Below are 2,947 nucleotides of genomic sequence, written 5' to 3' on the forward strand. Positions count from 1 at the left end.
CGAGCGAGGTGGCCGCGCGTTCGGCGGCTTCCAGCGCTTCGGTCTGGATGTCGCGCGAGGCGGTGCGGGCATGGTCGAGCGCGGAGTTCACCGCCTCGGTCAGCCGGTCGCCGGTCGTGCTGGCGGAAGCGGCGACCATCTCGCCGGCGCGCAGGGCCTGTTCGACCATCTTGCGCGACTGTTCGAGCTTCTCTTCCATCCGCGTCACGGCGAAGATCAGCTCTTCGCTGCGCTTGGAGGCGTCGACCGACATCTGGTCGAGCGACGTGACCTTTTCGGTGAGCTTCGTGCTCGCCTGGTCGAGATTTTCAAGCCGGACTTCCAGCGCCTGGTCGGCCTGGGCAATGTCGGCGGCAGCCGCCCGGGCGGAGTCGCGCATCTGCGCGGCCTGGCGCGGGATCGCCTCGCTCATCATTTCTGTCTGCTTGCGGATGTCGGAGGCGAGCTGTTCGAGCGCCTTGCGCTCATCGCCCAGCCGGGCGGACAGGTCCTTGGCATTGTCGGCGGCGACATAGGAGACGCTTTCCAGCCGTTGGCGTTCGTCGGAGATTTCCCCGGCCATCGCCTTCATCGAGGAGAGGGCGTGCGCCATGGAGCGGTCGACATCAGCGGCGCTGCGGCGCATCTGGTCGGCGAAGACGCCGGACTCCTGGCTGCTCTTCTCCATCGGGGCGAGCAGGCGGGCGGCGGCTTCCAGCACGACGGCATTGGTCGAGGCGGCGCGCGAATTTTCCCGCGCGAGCAGGCCGGCCATGATCAGCATCAGCCCCGGGATCGCCAGCGCGATTGCCCCGGCGGCGACAACAGCGGAGGAGTATTGAGACAGCCCATCGAGGCCGATCAGCGCGGTCACCCCGCCAAAGGCGGCGAGCCACCAGGCAAAGGCGCCCAGAAGCCCCATCCAGAGGAACATCCCGCCGCGGTCGCGCGCCTGCGCGAGCATGTCGAGATGTTGGGACGGTGCACCGGGATGGTGCAACGGCGTCACAGTGGGGAGGCTCTGCTCCTGGGATCTGGGGTCTTGGCGGTCCATGGGCGGCAATCTACGCGTTTTTCATGACGCCTGCGACCCGAAAGTCACAGGCAAGAGGCCCCAGCGCCGGTCATTAGGACGAGCCAGGCCGGGACGGTCAACCCAATGGTGCATACATTATGCCAGTTTAATGGGGGCTGAATGGCCCGTCATCACAGGCTGTCCGGGCTTGGCACAGTCAGCCGTCTGCCTCGCTGGGCGAAAATCGGTCCGACAGCATCTCGTAGAGGATATGATCGCGCCATTCGCCATCCAGACGCAGATGGCGTTCGGCCAGCCCGATCTCGCGGAAACCGAGGCGGGTGATGAGGGTACGGGAGCGGGCATTATGCGGCATGATGGCGGCCTGGACACGGTGCAGCGAGAAGTCTCCGAAGGCGAGCGTCAGCACGTCTTCCAGCGCGCGGCGCATCACCGACTGGCCCTCATACCGCCGGTCGAGCATGTAGCCGAGCACCGCGCTCTCGAACGGCCCGCGGATCACCTGGTCGACATCGATCTTGCCGATCACATCGGCATTGTTGTGGACGATGCAGAACCGGTAGGCCTTGTCGTCGCGCCATTCCGCGCGCGCAGCCTTGCAGGCGGCCTTCCAGTGCGCATCGGTGAAATAATGGTCCGAGCGGGTCGGCGAGAAGGGCTGGAAGCGCTCGCGGTTGAGGGAGAGAAACTGGGCGACCTGTCTGGGGTCGCACTCATGCAGCGCCACAAGCTCGAACATTCTACTCCCCGTGACCATTCTGTCGGGACCAAAGCGCGGGGCGGTCTTTTAGCGCGGTTTCGTGTGGGAGGGGAAGGGCCTAAGCCTTCCTCATCATGGTGTCGGCAAAAAAATACATACCCTGAAGCAAGGTACATCCTATCACGCTGGAAAGATATGAGAGCAGAAAAACAAGAGCATGTATAACGAAATTGTAAAAACAACTTAATCTTGTTTCCATAGCATTGTCATCGAATAGAAAAGTGAGCGATCCAGATGTCGCAACGCATATTAGACTGGATATAAGAAGAAAATAGAAGAGACGAATGCCGATTATGCGTTTTGTAGGCACATCCCAAACCGTTTCGCCATCAATCCGAAATGGCATCGTAGTCCCGAGATCAGGAATGTCATCATCTATCGTTTCATTTTGGAATGTGGCTGCAGCGGTCATTGCGGCCAGAAAAAAGCCAGGGAAGAGAGAAAATGTACTAAAAACTAAATCAGCTATGCCGTCATTACCTGTAACTGAACCGCGCCGGTAACCCCGGAGGCTGTTTGGTTGGGGTCAAGCAGCGATAGCGTTTTCCTTCAGCGCTGCAAAGTAGTTGGCCTCGGCTTCTGCCGGTGGGATGTTTCCGATTGGCTCGAGCAGGCGGCGGTGATTGAACCAGTCGACCCATTCGAGGGTGGCGTATTCAACGGCATCGATGGATTTCCACGGGCCTTTCCGCCAGATGACTTCGGCCTTGTAGAGTCCATTGATGGTTTCCGCCAAAGCGTTGTCATAGCTGTCACCAACACTGCCCACCGACGGCTCAAGACCTGCCTCGGCCAGACGCTCCGTATACCGTATACTGACATACTGGCTGCCACGATCTGAATGATGGACAAGACCACTTCCAGAGCAGGGCCGCCGGTCATGCAAGGCCTGTTCAAGGGCATCAAGCACGAAGTCCGCATGCGCTGTCCGGCTGACCCGCCAGCCGACAATGCGGCGGGCGAACACATCGATGACGAAGGCGACATAGACAAACCCTGCCCAGGTCGAGACATAGGTGAAATCGCTGACCCAGAGCCGGTTCGGCGCCGGGGCCTTGAAGTTGCGGTTCACATGGTCGAGCGGGCACGGCGCCGCCTTGTCGCTGTAGGTCGTGCGATGCGGCTTGCCGCGGATAATGCCCTGCAGGCCCATGGCCTTCATCAGGCGCCTG

At 61.0% G+C, this 2,947-nt stretch carries 3 protein-coding genes; all 3 read right to left on the reverse strand.

All coding sequences use genetic code 11. The features are described 5' to 3' along the window. A partial coding sequence (locus B8784_RS12100; RefSeq protein ID WP_143435457.1) for a hypothetical protein occupies positions 1-988 on the reverse strand: 988 nt, incomplete at its 3' end. A 223-nt stretch (positions 989-1,211) separates the two neighbouring features. After that, positions 1,212-1,754 carry a GNAT family N-acetyltransferase gene (locus tag B8784_RS12105; protein WP_158085662.1) on the reverse strand — a complete coding sequence of 181 codons (543 nt, stop codon included), beginning with the start codon at positions 1,752-1,754 and terminating at the stop codon, positions 1,212-1,214. A 547-nt stretch (positions 1,755-2,301) separates the two neighbouring features. Beyond that, on the reverse strand, positions 2,302-2,947 hold a 646-nt coding region (locus B8784_RS12110; protein WP_143435293.1), incomplete at its 5' end, for an IS3 family transposase.

This window comes from Henriciella aquimarina, from assembly GCF_002088975.1.
GTDB lineage: Bacteria > Pseudomonadota > Alphaproteobacteria > Caulobacterales > Hyphomonadaceae > Henriciella > Henriciella aquimarina.

Coding starts and splice junctions, on each gene's coding strand:
- B8784_RS12105 (WP_158085662.1), bottom strand. CDS start 1,754: ATGTTCGAGCTTGTGGCGCTGCATGAGTGCGACCCCAGACAGGTCGCC.